Raw genomic sequence first — 16,448 nt, 5'->3', positions numbered from 1 at the left:
TATGATCAAAGTAGCAACTCAGACACCGATTATTAGTCTTTTCTTGCTGATTTTATCCTTGGAAACATCTTTCCTTCCTTCGATTGCTCTTAATCTTTCAGTAGTCGCATTTTGCATCCTCTTTATGCTCTATTATCGTCGATTTAAAATGTTGGCTTGGATGCTCTTGCTCGCCATTTTGCCATCCTTTGCTAACTATTGGGCAGTACAGTTACATGGGGATGCTTCGCAGGCAGTGATACTTGGAACGAGGGCTTTTGTGACGGTTTGTATCGGTCTTGTCTTTGTTTCTAGTATTTCCCTAAAAGAGCTTTTATTGTACTTGGCTCAAAAGGGGTTATCACGGTCTTGGGCCTATGCCTTGATTGTGGTATTCAATGCCTTTCCCCTCATTCAGCAGGAAATCAAGTCCCTCAAGGAAGCTTGCTTATTGCGTGGTCAAAAACTGCATGTTTGGTCTCCCTTGATTTACAGCAAGGTTCTGATGACGGTCTTTAGATGGCGCCATCTTTATCTGAGAGCTCTGTCTGCTCACGGATATGACGAACATGTTCATTTGGAGAATCGCTATCGGACTTTTTATATTTCTCAGAGGACAAAATTGATTTACCTACTTTTCTTTTTATTGCTTCAAACCAGTCTATTTCTATAAAGGAGTTATTATGGAATTTACAGATATTGCGATGGAATTATCCACGGAAGCTTGGCAGGCTTCCTTTAACCATCCCTTTGTTTTACAGTTACAAGAGGGAACGTTGGAACCTTCCATCTTTCGCTATTACCTGATTCAGGATGCCTACTATCTGAAGTCTTTTTCAGAAGCCTATCACCTCTTGGCTGATAAGACTTCAAACCAAGAGATGAAAAGACTCTTGAAACAAAATGCTCAGAGTCTAGTGGAGGGTGAGTTGTTTATCCGCCAACAATTTTTCATGGAATTAGGAATCAGCGACCAGGAAATGGAGCAACATCCAATCGCTCCAACCTGTTATCATTACATTTCTCATATTTATCGCCAGTTTGCAGAGCCAAACTTGGGCATTGCTTTTGCTAGTTTGCTTCCATGTCCTTGGTTATACCATGATTTGGGCAAGGCACTTAATCGCAAACCATCCCCGAATCCTCTTTATCAACAGTGGATTGAAACCTATATCACCGATGAGTTAGAACAGCAGATTAAAGAGGAAGAAGCCCTGGTCAATCAGCTCTATCGCGAAAGTGACGAGACAGACAAACAAAAAATGCTAGAGGCCTTCCACCGAAGTGTCCACATGGAAGCTAAGTTTTGGGAGATGGCTTACCAACATCAAACCTGGACGAGTGATTTGCAGTCCTTAGAAAAAGAGAAGAAATAGAAAATGAGAAACCACCAACTACAAGTTCACAAATTAACCATTTTATCCATGATGATTGCTCTTGACGTAGTACTTACACCCATCTTTCGAATTGAAGGAATGGCACCAATGTCCAGTGTAGTCAACATCCTAGCAGGGATCTTGATGGGACCTGTTTATGCCTTGATCATGGCTACAGCCACAGCCTTTATCCGTATGACAACTCAAGGGATTCCACCTTTAGCTCTTACAGGAGCAACTTTCGGAGCCCTCCTTGCAGGTCTCTTTTATAAGTATGGTCGGAAATTTCACTATTCTGCTCTAGGAGAGATTTTGGGAACAGGTATTATCGGTTCTATTGTTTCCTATCCTGTTATGGTTCTCTTTACAGGATCTGCGGCCAAGCTCAGTTGGTTTATCTACACTCCTCGATTTTTCGGAGCAACCTTGATCGGTACAGCCATAGCTTTTCTTGCCTTTCGATTTTTAATCAAGCAGGAATTCTTTAAAAAAGTGCAAGGATATTTTTTCAGTGAAAGGATAGACTGATGCAGAAATTGACAAATCCTTTCCCTCTAGCAACCAGTTCCTTGATTCACTGTATTACCAATGAGATTTCTTGTGAGATGCTGGCTAATGGTATTTTGGCTCTGGGATGCAAACCTGTTATGGCAGATGATCCCCGTGAGGTTCTTGATTTTACCAAACAAAGCCAGGCTCTCTTCATCAATTTGGGGCATTTGTCAGCTGAGAAGGAGAAAGCAATCCGTATGGCGGCTACTTATGCAAACCAAGCTTCTCTCCCAATGGTAGTAGATGCGGTTGGCATAGTGGCTTCCCCCATTCGTAAGGATCTAGTCAGAGATCTTTTAGACTATAGACCTACGGTCCTTAAAGGAAATATGTCGGAAATCCGAAGTCTTGTTGGCTTAAAACACCACGGAGTCGGGGTCGATGCTAGTGCTAAAGATCAAGAAACTGAAGATTTGCTCCAAGTCTTGAAAGACTGGTGTCAGCTTTATCCTGGTATGTCGTTCTTAGTAACTGGACCCAAGGACCTCATAGTTTCAGAAAATCAAGTTGCTGTATTGAGGAATGGCTGTGCAGAATTGGACTGGATAACAGGGACAGGAGACTTAGTTGGAGCCTTGACAGCTGTTTTTCTCAGCCAAGGAAAGACTGCATTTGAAGCTTCTTGCCTAGCAGTTTCTTATCTCAATATCGCTGCTGAGAGAATTCTTGTTCAAGGAATGGGATTGGAAGATTTCCGCTTTCAAACTCTCAATCAGCTCTCTCTCCTAAAAAGAGATGAAAATTGGCTAGATACCATCAAAGGAGATATTTATGAATAGAGAAGCGCTCAGACTATATCTGGTAACCAACCGCTACCAAGATTCCTTGGAAAGCTTCCTTAAAAAGGTTGAGACGGCCTGCCGTTCAGGTGTTACCATCATCCAATTGCGAGAAAAAAATCTCACTACCAATCAATATTATCAACTGGCAAAACAAGTCAAGGAAATAACAGATGCCTACCAAGTACCCTTAATTATCGATGATCGGTTGGATATCTGTCTCGCAGTAGATGCTGCAGGTTTGCATATTGGCGACGATGAACTACCAGTTTCGGTTGCCCGCCAAGTTTTGGGTCCTGAAAAAATCCTCGGTGTCACTGCTAAAACAGTAAAAAGAGCCCTGGAAGCAGAAACATCGGGTGCGGATTACTTGGGAACAGGAGCCATTTTCCCAACTAGGACCAAGGAGAATGCTCCCATCACCCTGATTTCAACCTTGAAAACCATTTGCCAAACGGTCGCCATTCCAGTAGTTGCTATCGGAGGATTGACGTCAGAGAATATTGACCAACTTGCTGAAACTGGTATAGCAGGGGTAGCCGTTGTCCGTGATTTGATGCAGGCAGAAGATATAGAAGCAAAAACGCAAGCTTTTTTAACAAAGCTAGATGACATTATTTCCTAATCAAAAACTCTCTAATTCCCTTATAGTGGGAACTAGAGAGTTTTTTCTTAATCTTTAAAGCTTGTATGGTTGACTGGGCCAGAACCATGACCGAGTTGAGGGGCGTCTTGGATGGCTTTTGTGATAAAGGCCTTGGCCTTATCGACTGCCTGATAAAGGGTCTTCCCCTTGGCTAGTTCAGCCGTAATCACTGCAGCAAAAGTACATCCAGTACCATGGGTGTGACAGGTTTGAATTCGTGGACTTTCCCAGACAAATTGTTCCTCCTTGGTAAAGAGGAAATCCTTGGCACCACCTTCAAGATGACCACCTTTGATAACTACAGACTGAGGACCAAATTCTTTTAAAATCAGGCGACCAGCACGCTGCATGTCTTCTGGATCATGGATTGAAAAACCAACAATCTCTTCTGCTTCAGGAAGATTGGGAGTGATAATGGTTGCAAGGGGAAGTAGGTTTGTTTTTAGGAAGCTTCTCGCACTGGTATCAATCAGGGTGTCCCCACTCGTAGCGACCATAACAGGGTCCAGCACATAGGGACAGTCCAGCTTTTTAAGGTAGGGTTGGATGATCTCCATGATCTCAGTAGTTGCCAACATACCAGTTTTCACAGCCTGAGGTTTGATATCCGAAAAGACACTCTCCAATTGAGCTTCCAGCATTTGGTTGGAGACGTGCTCGATTAATTGAACACCTCTGGTATTTTGAGCGACAAGGCTGGTGACAACGGCCATTCCATAGACATCTCTCGCTTGGAATGACTTCAAATCAGCCATAATGCCAGCACCGCCACTAGGGTCAGTTCCTGCAATGGTTAGAGCAACGGGTAAATAAGTCATCTAAAACCTCCCAACCAACTGAAGTTTGTATTCTCAAGAACAAGCTAGTCTGTTTGAGGAAAGCAATAGAAGACTAGCTAGTCCTCATTATCATTTCCACTTCCATCAGCTAGCATTACCTAGATTGAGTCAAAGGGATATAACAGTCGTTAATCTCAGCTTTACGCACCCCTAGTGGTTGTTTTCTTTTTTCTACAGTATAGCATATTTTTATAGTTTATATAGTGAAATTTGACTGCAAATCTCTCGTTACAGGATTAGAATTCTATTTTTCGAAAAAATAATAAAAATTATAGTTGACAAATGTAGATTTTGAGAGTATACTAATAACTGTAATCGACAAATGTAGATTTAGGAGGTGTGATGATGCAGATTTCAGATGCAGAATGGCAGGTCATGAAGATTATTTGGATGCAAGGAGAGCAGACCAGTACGGATTTGATCAGGGTTCTGGCGGAGCGGTTCGACTGGTCCAAGTCGACCATTCAAACTCTTTTGGCTCGTTTAGTTGAGAAAGAGTGTCTGACAAGGAAAAAAGAAGGCAAGTTCTTTGTCTATTCAGCCCTTTTAACTCTGGACCAGAGTCGAGACTTGCTTGTCCAAGATATCAAAGACAAGGTTTGTTCTCGTAGGATTAAGAACTTGTTGGCTGATTTGATTGTGGAATGTGATTTCACTTTGGCTGACTTGGAAGACTTAGAAGCTGTGATTTCTAAGAAGAAATCAAGCGCTGTAACAGAAGTAAGATGTAATTGTATGTAAAGGAGACGCTATGTTAAATCTATTTGTATCTATTGTTGTTTTAGGAATGATTGCTTTTATCCTCTTTTGGTTTTTCAAAAAACCGCAAGAAGATGCTAAGAGAGCTCAGCAAAAGAATGGCTATCAAGAAATTCGAGTGGAGGTCATGGGAGGATATACTCCAGAAACCATTATCCTCAAAAAATCGCAACCTGCTCGCATTATTTTTGATCGAAAAGATCCTTCACCTTGCTTGGATCAAATCGTTTTTCCAGACTTTGGAGTGCATGCAGATCTGCCTATGGGAGACCAATATGTGGTTGAAATCACACCTGAAGAAGCAGGTGAGTATGGTTTCTCTTGTGGCATGAATATGATGCACGGTAAGATGATTGTAGAATAGGAGAATATTATGACTGAAATTGTAAAAGCAAGCCTTGAAAATGGTGTTCAAAAAATCCGTATCACGGCAGACAAAGGCTACCATCCAGCCCACATTCAACTGCAAAAAGGGATTCCTGCTGAGATTACCTTTCATCGTGTGACACCATCAAACTGTTATAAAGAAGTTCTCTTCGAAGAAGAAGGGATCCTAGAACCAATCGGCGTAGATGAGGAGAAAGTCATTCGCTTTACTCCTCAAGAATTGGGTGAGCATGAATTTTCATGTGGCATGAAGATGCAAAAGGGGAGTTATACCGTAGTTGAGAAGACTCGAAAATCTCTATCACTTTTACAGCGTTTTTGGATTACTAGTATCTTTACTGTGCCTCTTGTGATTCTCATGATTGGGTTGTCGACAGGAGGAATTAGTCACCAAGTCATGCTTTGGGGAACTTTCTTAGCTACGACACCCATTATGTTGGTATCTGGAGTTCCTTATATCAGAAGTGCTTGGGCTAGCTTTAAAAAACATAACGCCAACATGGATAGTTTGGTAGCTCTAGGAACCTTGGTAGCTTATGTCTATAGTTTAGTTGCCCTCTTCACTGGTTTGCCTGTTTATTTTGAAATTGCAGGATTTCTCCTCTTTTTCATTCTTTTAGGTGCAGTATTTGAAGAACGCATGCGCAAAAACGCTTCGCAAGCAGTCGAAAAATTATTAGACCTACAAGCAAAAACAGCAGAGGTTTTGCGTGATGATGTTTATGTTCAAATACCTCTAGAACAAGTCAAAGTTGGGGATCTCATTCGCGTTCGACCAGGTGAAAAAATTGCCGTTGATGGTATTGTTTTAGAAGGTGAAACTAGTATTGATGAGTCAATGGTGACTGGGGAAAGTATTCCAGTAGATAAGTCTGCCGGTGATACTGTCATTGGTTCAACCATCAATAATAGTGGTACGATCATCTTTAGAGCTGAAAAAGTTGGTTCTGAGACTATGTTGGCTCAGATTGTGGACTTTGTGAAGAAAGCGCAAACGAGTCGTGCTCCTATTCAAGATTTGACCGACAAGATTTCTGGAATTTTTGTACCAGCAGTTGTCATTTTAGGACTTCTTACTTTTTGGGTCTGGTTTGTTTTACTTGGAGATAGCTTTGTGACTTCTCTTCTTTATGGAGTAGCAGTTTTGATAATTGCCTGTCCTTGTGCACTAGGACTCGCGACACCGACAGCACTCATGGTTGGAACAGGACGAAGTGCCAAGATGGGGGTTCTTCTCAAAAATGGTACAGTTCTACAGGAAATCCAAAAAGTCCAAACGGTTGTTTTTGATAAGACAGGAACCTTGACCGAAGGGAAGCCAGTAGTGACAGATGTTGTCGGAGATGAAGGAGAAGTGATCAGCTTGGCTGCTTCACTGGAAGATGTATCTCAACACCCGCTAGCTCAAGCTATTGTTAATCGTGCATCTGAACTAGGAATTAGCCTTTACCCAGTGGAAAACTTCCAAGCCTTGCATGGAAAAGGTGTGACTGGGATTATTAATGGTAAACAAGTCTTGCTGGGGAATGCTAAGCTCTTAGCTGACCTTGCTATTCCACATGATTATCAAGAACGATTTGATTTGCTTGAGAAAGAAGCAAAAACAGTTGTCTTCCTATCCGTGGATGGTCAGTTAAAAGGCTTAATTGCCTTGCAGGATGTCCCTAAGGAAAATGCTCGAGAAGCTATTGCTAAATTGAAAAAACGTGGTCTTAGAACGGTCATGCTTACCGGAGATAATGCTGGAGTAGCGCATGCGATTGCAGAGCAAATTGGAATTGAAGAAGTGATTGCAAATGTCTTGCCAGAGGAAAAGGCACATGAAATTCACAAGCTTCAAAAGAATGGTAAACTTGCCTTTGTTGGAGATGGCATCAATGATGCGCCAGCCCTCAGTGTAGCGGATGTCGGAATTGCCATGGGCTCTGGGACAGATATTGCCATTGAATCCGCAGATCTTGTCCTTACAACCAACAATTTACTAGGATTGGCACGTGCTTTTGATATGAGTAAGAAGACCTTTAATCGTATTCTACTCAATCTTTTCTGGGCTTCTATCTATAACCTCATTGGTATTCCGATTGCAGCAGGAGTTTTTTCAGGAATTGGTCTCGTTCTCAATCCAGAACTGGCTGGTCTAGCCATGGCCTTTAGTTCTGTATCTGTTTTGATTAGTTCACTCATGCTCAATGTTACTAAGATAGACTAAAAAGCGGGCTTGCTCGCTTTTTATACTCTTCGAAAATCTATTCAAACCACGTCAACTTTATCTTCAAACTCAAATCTGTGTTTTGAGCAACTTGTGGCTAGTTTCCTAGTGTGCTCTTTAATTTTCATTGAGTATTATAAAACAGTTCTAAAAAACGCTTTCGAACTGTACTGTAATAGAGAATAAAAACTTCTGAGCACATTCTTAGGAGACCCAAAACAAATGTGGTAAAGTAGTAGAGTAAAAATTTGCTGAAACGTTTCCAATTAGTATATGAAAACGGATTTATCAAGTTTTAAAAATATTTGAAGGAGAGTTATCATTATGACTCAAGGGAAAATTACTGCATCTGCAGCAATGCTCAACGTATTGAAAACATGGGGCGTAGACACAATCTACGGTATCCCATCAGGAACACTCAGCTCATTGATGGACGCTTTGGCTGAAGACAAAGATATCCGCTTCTTGCAAGTTCGCCACGAAGAAACAGGTGCTCTTGCAGCGGTTATGCAAGCTAAATTCGGCGGCTCAATCGGGGTTGCAGTTGGTTCAGGTGGTCCAGGTGCGACTCACTTGATTAACGGTGTTTACGATGCAGCTATGGATAACACTCCATTCCTTGCTATCCTTGGATCACGTCCTGTTAACGAACTCAACATGGATGCCTTCCAAGAATTGAACCAAAACCCAATGTACAACGGTATCGCTGTTTACAACAAACGTGTAGCTTACGCTGAGCAATTGCCAAAAGTAATCGACGAAGCTTGCCGTGCTGCAGTTTCTAAAAAAGGTCCAGCTGTTGTTGAAATTCCAGTAAACTTCGGCTTCCAAGAAATCGACGAAAACTCATACTACGGTTCAGGTTCGTACGAACGTTCATTCATCGCTCCTGCCTTGAACGAAGTTGAAATCGACAAAGCTGTTGAAATCTTGAACAATGCTGAACGCCCAGTTATCTACGCTGGTTACGGTGGTGTTAAAGCTGGTGAAGTGATTACTGAATTGTCACGTAAAATCAAAGCACCAATCATCACAACTGGTAAAAACTTTGAAGCCTTTGAATGGAACTACGAAGGTTTGACAGGTTCTGCTTACCGTGTTGGTTGGAAACCAGCCAACGAAGTAGTCTTTGAAGCAGACACAGTTCTTTTCCTTGGTTCAAACTTCCCATTTGCTGAAGTTTACGAAGCCTTCAAGAACACTGAAAAATTCATCCAAGTCGATATCGACCCTTACAAACTTGGTAAACGTCATGCCCTTGACGCTTCTATCCTTGGTGACGCAGGTCAAGCAGCGAAAGCTATCCTTGATAAAGTAAACCCAGTTGAGTCTACTCCATGGTGGCGTGCAAACGTGAAGAACAACCAAAACTGGCGTGATTACATGAACAAACTCGAAGGTAAAACCGAGGGTGAATTGCAATTGTATCAAGTTTACAATGCAATCAACAAACATGCTGACCAAGACGCTATCTACTCAATCGACGTAGGTGACACTACTCAAACATCTACTCGTCACCTTCACATGACACCTAAGAACATGTGGCGTACATCTCCACTCTTTGCGACAATGGGTATTGCCCTTCCTGGTGGTATCGCTGCTAAGAAAGACAATCCAGATCGCCAAGTATGGAACATCATGGGTGACGGTGCATTCAACATGTGCTACCCAGACGTTATCACAAACGTTCAATACGACCTTCCAGTTATCAATGTTGTCTTCTCAAATGGTAAATATGCCTTCATCAAGGACAAATACGAAGATACTAACAAACACTTGTTTGGTTGTGACTTCCCTAATGCTGACTATGCGAAAATCGCTGAAGCGCAAGGTGCTGTAGGATTTACAGTTGACCGTATCGAAGATATCGATGCAGTTGTTGCTGAAGCTGTGAAGCTCAACAAAGAAGGCAAGACAGTTGTTATCGATGCCCGCATCACTCAACACCGTCCACTTCCAGTAGAAGTACTTGAACTCGATCCAAAACTTCACTCAGAAGAAGCTATCAAAGCCTTCAAGGAAAAATACGAAGCAGAAGAACTCGTACCATTCCGCCTCTTCTTGGAAGAAGAAGGTTTGCAATCACGCGCAATTAAATAATTCCTCTTGTTGAAAATCAAATGTAAGCTTTGTAGCCTTTATTCTTTGATTTTCCTAGAGTCGAACTTGAAAAGATCGGAGCAATCCGGTCTCTTTATGGAGGATAGTAAATGAATTTAAATCAATTAGATATCATCGTTTCAGATGTTCCTCAAGTCTGTGCTGGCTTGGAGCGTATTTTGGATAAAAAGTCCGATTATGTTGATGACAGTTTTGCTCAGTTTACTATTGGCAGTCACTGTCTCATGTTGTCACAAAATCATTTGATTCCGTTGAAAAACTTTCAGTCAGGGATCATTCTTCACATCGAGGTTGAGGATGTAGACCAGAACTACAAACGGTTGAAAGAGCTTGGTGCTGAAATTTTACACGGCCCAGCTGTAACTGATTGGGGCACGGAATCGCTACTAGTTAAAGGCCCTGCTGGTCTAGTGATTGATTTTTATCGTATGAAATAGGGCGCGTAGTCATTTGACGTTAACCTTAGCTATTTTTAAAACAGAAATTGAGAATGCGAATTATTAAAAGATCGGAGCAATCCGGTCTTTTTATAACGGTTTTTAGCACACAAATGATTGACAGCGCTTTCTTGTTGCGCTATAATGAACATAAATATAGGTGGAGTGAGTGCTTTAAATAAATTAGGAAGGAGGAAATAATGCGTTTTTAAAGCATTTATCTTATTAGAGTCTTAATTGGTATTGATTAGTGAGTAGGGAGGGGAGGTGATTTCCCCTCTTTTTTCGTATAAAAGGAGTCATCTATGTATGGTTTATTAAAAAAAATATTAGCATGTTCTTCCTTTGTCTTGATAACCCTTGTCGGTCTTCTCTTTGTTTACCACTATAAGAGTGAATTGTTGGGAGGTTATAGTCAGAAAGTTGATGTTGTGAGTTCGACTAGTTCCATTGCTACGGATTTACAGAAAATTGCAGAAGATACTGGAACTGTTCTGGCGAGGAGAATAGTAGATGTTAAAGAAAATGAGAGAGGTGAGGTGGAAAACACTTACATTCCTATTGGAGGAGAACTACCAAAAGATTTACCCTTACAAGAAAACCAAGGACTTATTCAAAATGCTTCATATAATACTCTTTATATTATTGTCAAAGGAAATCTAAGCGCTCAAGATTTGGCAGGCAGATTGATTGAAAAGGGACATCAAGCGAATGCTGTGGAAGCAAATTCTGGACTCACCCTCTTAAAATTTCTCTTAGTTTATCCACAAGCTATTATGATAGCCTTTGTTTTTCTAATTTCTTTTCTTACACTCCTGGTTGCGGACTATATTGTTAATATTCGATCGGTCAGTATCAAGAGAATATCAGGATTAGGTAAGTATCAGATTGCCCTTAGGGGAATTTGGAAAGAGAGTCTTTTTTTAGTAGGGAGTGCTAGCATTGTATTTGTACTAGCTATTCTTATACTTATTTTACAAAGAAATGCTACATTACTTGCTATAGAATTGATTGGATTTCCCTTACTAGCTTGGTTAGTCATTCTACTTTTTCTAAACTTTTTTGCCTCCAATCTGTTTTATCATATCTTACAGAGACAACCGATGAACCTATCCCTTAAGGGGAAAGCTCCCTTGCATTTGATTTTTGTTTTGGTTATTGTAACACAGATTTTTTCACTCCTAACGGTTATGTACAGCATTTATGGGGTGGTGGATATGACTAGACAAGTGAGAACCTTGGAAGAAGGGAAGCAAGCGTGGACACAATATCCTAGCTATTTTGCGACTCATGGTCTTGATACAGGAGAGGAGAAAGTTGATAAAGAAAGAGTACAGGCATTTTACGGTGACTTAGTCTCAAAAACTGAGCCACTATACATTGGAACTACTTTAGATTATATTGCTATGTCTAGTAATTCTCAGAAAAACTCTGATTATCCAACTTCTGAAAATATTTCAAATCAACTAAAAGTTAATCGAAAGTTCATTAAGCAAAGTGGTCTTCAACTAAACACAGAAGGACAAGCTTTCTTTGAACAAATGGGAGACTTTGATCGTTTGATTTTAATTCCAAAGAGTAAGGAAAATAAGATTGAGGATTTGAAAAAGGTTTGGTCTCGGTTTGTTCAAAAGGGATTTGCACCCGATAATGCACCAATTAGGAAAAATCATCCAGATGAAAGAGTGGAAGTTGCGACTTATGAGGGAGGAGAAAACCTCTTTATCTATCCGATTTTTACTTCTGTACATTACTTAGTTAATCGAGATAGTTTTGTTCACGATCCGATTATTATCGTGTATGGATCTGCTTATGAAAGACAAGAAGTTGCAGGGTTTGATATATCAAACTATGTTTTTGACCATCCTGAGCAAGTCAGGGAAATTATAAAACAGTATAAAATGACAGCACATATCGGAAGCTTTACTAATGGTCTTTATTCTTTTGAGTCAAAAATCCAACAGGTGACAGTGGAAAGATTGTTACTCTTGATTGCGTCGTGCATTAGTCTAGCTACTTCCATCTTGTTGATGATTTTGTTAAATACACTTTATTTTTATCAAGGGCGTAAGACTTATTTTATTGAACGTTTAGCAGGAAAATCTCTTATTGTGATTCATCATTTTTACTTGCTTACCTTGATGTGTGGTTACTTTTTATTAGCAGGTTTGGCTACTTTCTTACATCTCCCAATCTTGGTTACGTTATTTCCTATTTTTATGACTGTTGGTTTTCTTGCACTCTTTTTCTTTCAATTAAGACAACACCAAACAAGTAGTATCTTGTATCTGAAAGGAGGGTAATATGATTGAGTTAAGAGATATTCAAAAGACATTTGATGGACATGTTGTTCTTCGTGATTATTCTTATCAGTTTTGTGAAGGGAAATCTTATGCCTTGATAGGAGAATCAGGTGCTGGTAAGACAACTTTGTTAAATATCATTGGAAAGCTAGAAACAGCTCAAAATGGTACAGTAGAAATAAATGGCATTGACCTTAGAAAGATAAAGGAAAAAACTTATTTTAAAGATTTTGTTAGCTATCTTTTTCAAAATTATGGATTAATTGAAAACAGGAGTATTAAAGATAATTTGGAGTTGGCTTTTATTGGCAAGAAACTTTCCAGAAAAGATAAAGAGGAACAAATGTGTGAAGCATTAAAAAAGGTTCATCTCCAGCTTGATTTGAATCGGAAAATTTATTCTCTATCTGGTGGGGAAGCCCAACGTGTTGCCATAGCTAAAGTCATGCTAAAGGATTCTCCAATTGTACTTGCGGATGAACCTACGGCTTCGTTGGATGAAAAAAATAGCCGAGAGATTATTGATTTGATTCTTGGGTTACAAAATGAAAAACGTATTATTATCATTGCGACTCATGATAAAAGCGTTTATGAGCGTTTAGATGAAGTGATAGTGGTAAGAAAGGAGCAGAAATGAAAAATCGATTTAGTTTGACGCTTATCTTTTTTCAGGTAATGATAGCGGGCTCCTCTCTTTTTGTTATCCTAACTCAGTTTGGTTTACTTCGTCAACCTGTAAAAATCATCATACAGATGATCTGTCTTTTTAGTTTTTTATCTGTATGTATTACTATCTACAATTATGTTCGTGAAGAAAAGGATTAAAAGATACCGTTTTTATGAATGACTGTATGATAGTTTTAATGTTCAACTTGATTGGGGAACGGAATCGCTACTAGTTAAAGGCCCTGCTGGTTTAGTGATTGATTTTTATCGTATGAAATAGGGCGCGTAGTCATTTGACGTTAACCTTAGCTATTTTTAAAACAGAAATTGAGAATGTGAATTATTAAAAGATCGGAGCAATCCGGTCTTTTTCTGTTTCCTCTTTCTTATCACAAGATTGTGATAGTTTACATCTTCATAACAAAAGCTACAAAGTCTTGATTGTTTTGAAAAAAGATTATAAAATATGATTCATAAAAATGAAAGAGGTTTTGAAAATGTCTGAAAAACAAATGAAAATTTTGGGTTGGGTAGCGACCTTCATGTCCGTTATGATGTATGTCTCTTACTTCCCACAAATCATGAACAACTTGGCTGGTCAAAAAGGGAACTTCATCCAACCCTTAGTCGCAGCCATCAACTGTAGTCTCTGGGTTTACTACGGTCTTTTCAAGAAAGAAAGAGATATTCCCCTTGCGGCAGCGAATGCACCAGGTATTATTTTTGGCCTGATAACGGCTATTACGGCATTGATATAAAAAGAAGACTGGTTTCAGTCTTTTTTTCGTATATATAAAAGTAAGTTTAGTGCTATCATTATCCAGAGAGTTCCAAACTTTTTGCCTCCTTTTTAGTATAATAGAAGTAATAAATCAATAGAGGTAAAGTGATGACAGAAATACTACAATTTCCAGAAGGATTTCTCTGGGGTGGTGCAACGGCGGCTAATCAATGTGAGGGTGCTTATAATCAGGACGGCCGTGGTCTTGCTAATGTGGATGTGGTACCGATTGGTCCAGACCGTGAAGCCATAATTACAGGTCAGAAAAAGATGTTTTCGTTCGAGGAGGGCTATTTTTACCCAGCAAAAGAAGCTATTGATATGTACCATCATTACAAGGAAGATATCGCTCTTTTTGTAGAAATGGGTTTTAAGACCTATCGACTTTCCATTGCTTGGACTCGGATTTTTCCTAAGGGAGATGAAGCAAAGCCAAATGAAGCTGGTCTAGCCTTTTATGAGGATTTGTTTAAGGAGTGCCACAAGCATGGGATCGAGCCACTGGTGACCATCACGCATTTCGATTGCCCCATGCACTTAATCAGGGAGTATGGTGGTTGGCGCAACCGTCGTATGTTGGACTTTTACGCAAATCTCTGTCGCACCCTCTTTACCCGTTACAAGGGCTTGGTCAAGTACTGGCTAACCTTCAACGAAATCAATATGATTCTGCATGCCCCCTTTTTAGGAGCTGGGATTTGTTTTGAAGAGGGGGAAAATCAAGAGCAAGTCAAATACCAAGCAGCTCACCATGAGCTGGTAGCCTCGGCTATGGCGACTAAAATTGCCCACGAAATTGACCCAGAAAACAAGGTGGGATGTATGTTGGCAGCAGGGCAATATTATCCTAACACTGCCCATCCGAGAGACTACTGGGCAGCTGTGGAGCAAGACCGCAAGAGTTACTTTTTCATTGATGTTCAAGCGCGTGGGGAATACCCAAACTATGCCAAGAAGCAGTGGGAGCGTGAGGGGATAGAAATTGAAATGACGACAGAAGATTTAGACTTGTTGAAGAATCACACTGTTGACTTTGTTTCCTTCTCTTACTATGCGAGCCGAGTGGCTTCAGGCGATCCAGAAGTGACAAACCTGACTGCTGGAAATGTCTTTGCCTCCATCAAGAACCCTTATCTAGAATCTTCTGAATGGGGTTGGCAGATTGACCCACTGGGGCTTCGTATCACTCTAAATACCATCTGGGATCGTTATCAAAAACCCATGTTCATCGTAGAAAATGGTCTCGGTGCTATAGACACGCCAGATGAAAATGGCTACGTAGCAGATGATTATCGGATTGCTTACTTAGAGGCCCATATCAAGGCTATGCGAGATGCTATTTACCAAGATGGCGTTGAATTGCTTGGTTATACGACTTGGGGTTGTATAGATCTGGTTTCAGCTGGAACAGGCGAGATGAACAAGCGCTATGGTTTTATCTATGTGGATCGTGATAATGCAGGTCAAGGAAGTCTCAAACGGAGCAAGAAGAAATCCTTCTACTGGTACAAGGATGTCATTGCCAGCAATGGTGCAAGTATTAAGTAGAGCACATTTGTTCACTATTTTTATAAAATCTTCTCCCTACTTTATAAGATGTGAAAAAGAGTTCAATTAGATCTGGCTTTTTGCTATAATGAGGTGAGAAAAACAGACAGGAGATCAAGATGTCAGAACCATTATTTTTACAATCAGTTATGCAAGAAAAAATCTGGGGTGGAACCAAGCTACGTGATGAGTTTGGCTATGATATCCCAAGTGAAAAAATCGGAGAATACTGGGCCATCTCTGCTCACCCAAATGGGGTTTCAAAGGTTGCTAATGGTCGCTACGAGGGAACAGACCTAGCTACTTTGTATGCAGAGCACCGTGAATTGTTTGGCAACCGTCCAGAGCCTGTATTTCCACTCTTGACCAAGATTCTCGATGCCAATGACTGGCTCAGCGTCCAAGTTCACCCAGACGATGCCTATGGATTAGAACATGAAGGCGAGCTCGGAAAAACAGAGTGCTGGTATATCATCGCAGCAGACGAAGGTTCAGAGATTATCTATGGTCATAATGCCAAATCAAAAGAAGAACTCCGTCAGCAAATCGAAGCTAAAGACTGGGATGGTCTATTAACAAAAGTTCCTGTCAAAGCTGGTGATTTCTTCTATGTACCAAGTGGAACTATGCACGCTATCGGAGCAGGTATCTTGATTCTTGAAACCCAGCAGTCTAGCGATACCACCTATCGTGTCTATGACTTTGACCGTGAGGACGACAAGGGCAACTTGCGTGAACTTCACCTTGAAAAATCTATAGATGTTTTAAACATTGGTGAGCCTGCAAACAGCCGACCTGTGACTGTCAAAGCAGATGATTTGCGTTCAACTTTACTTGTCTCTAATGATTTCTTCGCAGTTTACAAATGGGAAATTACTGGAAAAGTTGATTTTGAAAAGACAGCTGACTACAGCTTGTATAGTGTCTTGGCTGGTCAAGGTCAGCTTACTGTTGACGAAAAAAACTATCTAATCCAAAAAGGCAGCCACTTTATCCTACCAAGTGATGTTGAATCTTGGACCTTGGAAGGGCAAGGCTTGGAATTGATTGTTAGCCATCCATAAAA

The 16,448-nt window shown here is 40.5% G+C and carries 16 protein-coding genes, 1 pseudogene and 1 riboswitch; of the genes and pseudogenes, 16 read left to right on the top strand and 1 reads right to left on the bottom strand.

What is annotated here, in order from left to right; translation table 11 throughout:
• Position 1 precedes the first annotated feature (1 nt).
• From D8863_RS05825 to thiE, 5 genes are read left to right on the top strand one after another with little or no spacing between them, the layout of a single operon-like run.
• A complete protein-coding gene (locus D8863_RS05825; RefSeq protein ID WP_084943791.1) occupies positions 2–652 on the top strand; it encodes an energy-coupling factor transporter transmembrane component T in 651 nt (216 codons plus the stop codon).
• A 10-nt stretch (positions 653–662) separates the two neighbouring features.
• On the top strand, positions 663–1,355 hold the full coding sequence (gene tenA, locus D8863_RS05820) for a thiaminase II (RefSeq protein WP_125441363.1): 693 nt from the start codon (positions 663–665) through the stop codon (positions 1,353–1,355).
• A 3-nt stretch (positions 1,356–1,358) separates the two neighbouring features.
• Entirely contained in the window at positions 1,359–1,883 is a 525-nt protein-coding gene (gene thiW, locus D8863_RS05815) for an energy coupling factor transporter S component ThiW (RefSeq protein WP_125441362.1), read from the top strand.
• A complete protein-coding gene (thiM, locus tag D8863_RS05810; RefSeq protein WP_125441361.1) occupies positions 1,883–2,686 on the top strand; it encodes a hydroxyethylthiazole kinase in 804 nt (267 codons plus the stop codon). The genes thiW and thiM overlap by 1 nt, the downstream gene beginning before the upstream one ends.
• Positions 2,679–3,311 (top strand): thiamine phosphate synthase, encoded by a 633-nt coding sequence (gene thiE, locus D8863_RS05805; protein ID WP_125441360.1) that lies wholly within the window; start codon positions 2,679–2,681, stop codon positions 3,309–3,311. Before thiM ends, thiE begins: the two co-directional genes overlap by 8 nt.
• 47 nt (positions 3,312–3,358) lie before the next feature.
• On the opposite strand, the gene thiD is transcribed toward thiE, so the two are convergent.
• Positions 3,359–4,150: a bifunctional hydroxymethylpyrimidine kinase/phosphomethylpyrimidine kinase gene (thiD, locus tag D8863_RS05800; protein WP_000221724.1), complete on the bottom strand. Its 792-nt coding sequence runs from the start codon at positions 4,148–4,150 to the stop codon at positions 3,359–3,361.
• An 84-nt stretch (positions 4,151–4,234) separates the two neighbouring features.
• Positions 4,235–4,333: riboswitch (TPP riboswitch) on the bottom strand.
• Positions 4,334–4,516: 183 nt separating this feature from the next.
• On the opposite strand from thiD, the gene D8863_RS05795 reads away from it, so the two are divergent.
• From D8863_RS05795 to manA, 11 genes and pseudogenes are all read left to right on the top strand, one after another.
• On the top strand, positions 4,517–4,912 hold the full coding sequence (locus tag D8863_RS05795; protein ID WP_001167199.1) for a CopY/TcrY family copper transport repressor: 396 nt from the start codon (positions 4,517–4,519) through the stop codon (positions 4,910–4,912).
• Between the two features lie 10 nt (positions 4,913–4,922).
• The gene (locus D8863_RS05790) at positions 4,923–5,294 is read left to right on the top strand and encodes a cupredoxin domain-containing protein (RefSeq protein WP_000933322.1); all 372 of its coding nucleotides are present in this window, start codon (positions 4,923–4,925) and stop codon (positions 5,292–5,294) included.
• 9 nt (positions 5,295–5,303) lie between these two features.
• Positions 5,304–7,526: a heavy metal translocating P-type ATPase gene (locus D8863_RS05785; protein ID WP_125441359.1), complete on the top strand. Its 2,223-nt coding sequence runs from the start codon at positions 5,304–5,306 to the stop codon at positions 7,524–7,526.
• 324 nt (positions 7,527–7,850) lie between these two features.
• Positions 7,851–9,626, top strand: coding sequence for a pyruvate oxidase (gene spxB, locus D8863_RS05775; RefSeq protein WP_002923229.1), 1,776 nt, complete (start codon positions 7,851–7,853; stop codon positions 9,624–9,626).
• Between the two features lie 110 nt (positions 9,627–9,736).
• The gene (locus D8863_RS05770; RefSeq protein ID WP_125441358.1) at positions 9,737–10,084 is read left to right on the top strand and encodes a VOC family protein; all 348 of its coding nucleotides are present in this window, start codon (positions 9,737–9,739) and stop codon (positions 10,082–10,084) included.
• A gap of 305 nt (positions 10,085–10,389) precedes the next feature.
• Positions 10,390–12,387 (top strand): DUF1430 domain-containing protein, encoded by a 1,998-nt coding sequence (locus D8863_RS05765; RefSeq protein ID WP_125441357.1) that lies wholly within the window; start codon positions 10,390–10,392, stop codon positions 12,385–12,387.
• Position 12,388: 1 nt separating this feature from the next.
• Complete coding sequence (locus tag D8863_RS05760; protein WP_071851381.1) at positions 12,389–13,024, top strand: putative bacteriocin export ABC transporter; 636 nt, start codon at positions 12,389–12,391, stop codon at positions 13,022–13,024.
• 228 nt (positions 13,025–13,252) lie between these two features.
• Positions 13,253–13,333, top strand: a pseudogene (locus tag D8863_RS05750) (VOC family protein); the annotation flags it as partial.
• 217 nt (positions 13,334–13,550) lie between these two features.
• Positions 13,551–13,811, top strand: a complete 261-nt coding sequence (locus D8863_RS05745) for a SemiSWEET family transporter (RefSeq protein WP_125441356.1) — start codon at positions 13,551–13,553, stop codon at positions 13,809–13,811.
• A gap of 131 nt (positions 13,812–13,942) precedes the next feature.
• Positions 13,943–15,382: a 6-phospho-beta-glucosidase gene (locus D8863_RS05740; RefSeq protein WP_125441355.1), complete on the top strand. Its 1,440-nt coding sequence runs from the start codon at positions 13,943–13,945 to the stop codon at positions 15,380–15,382.
• A 119-nt stretch (positions 15,383–15,501) separates the two neighbouring features.
• Positions 15,502–16,446, top strand: a complete 945-nt coding sequence (gene manA / locus D8863_RS05735) for a mannose-6-phosphate isomerase, class I (protein WP_125441354.1) — start codon at positions 15,502–15,504, stop codon at positions 16,444–16,446.
• The last annotated feature ends 2 nt before the right edge of the window (positions 16,447–16,448 follow it).

Source organism: Streptococcus oralis (assembly GCF_003943825.1).
In the GTDB taxonomy this organism is placed as follows: domain Bacteria; phylum Bacillota; class Bacilli; order Lactobacillales; family Streptococcaceae; genus Streptococcus; species Streptococcus oralis_CD.
This window is presented reverse-complemented; position numbering and strand designations above follow the sequence as displayed.